Consider the following 239-nt stretch of genomic DNA (forward strand, 5'->3'; position numbering starts at 1 on the left):
CTGTTTTTTGAGTAGCGCATCCGCCAGTGGCACGGTTGAAACAGGCAAGTTATCCAACACTTCAACTTGTGCTTCACGCTTATTACACATCAATAGCATATCGCAACCGGCTTTCATGGCTTGAGCCCCACGCTCGGCGGGGCTGCCCATGATCGCAGCGCCTTCCATCGTCAAATCATCGGAGAAAATTAAGCCTTTAAAACCAAGCTGTTGACGTAAAACGTGTTTCAACCAGTATT

At 48.1% G+C, this 239-nt stretch carries 1 protein-coding gene; it reads right to left on the reverse strand.

The window, feature by feature from the left end; translation table 11 throughout:
- A partial coding sequence (locus R7Q09_RS28370; protein WP_318144236.1) for a glycoside hydrolase family 3 N-terminal domain-containing protein occupies window positions 1-239 on the reverse strand: 239 nt, incomplete at both ends.

This window comes from Vibrio sp. 2130-1 (assembly GCF_033339515.1).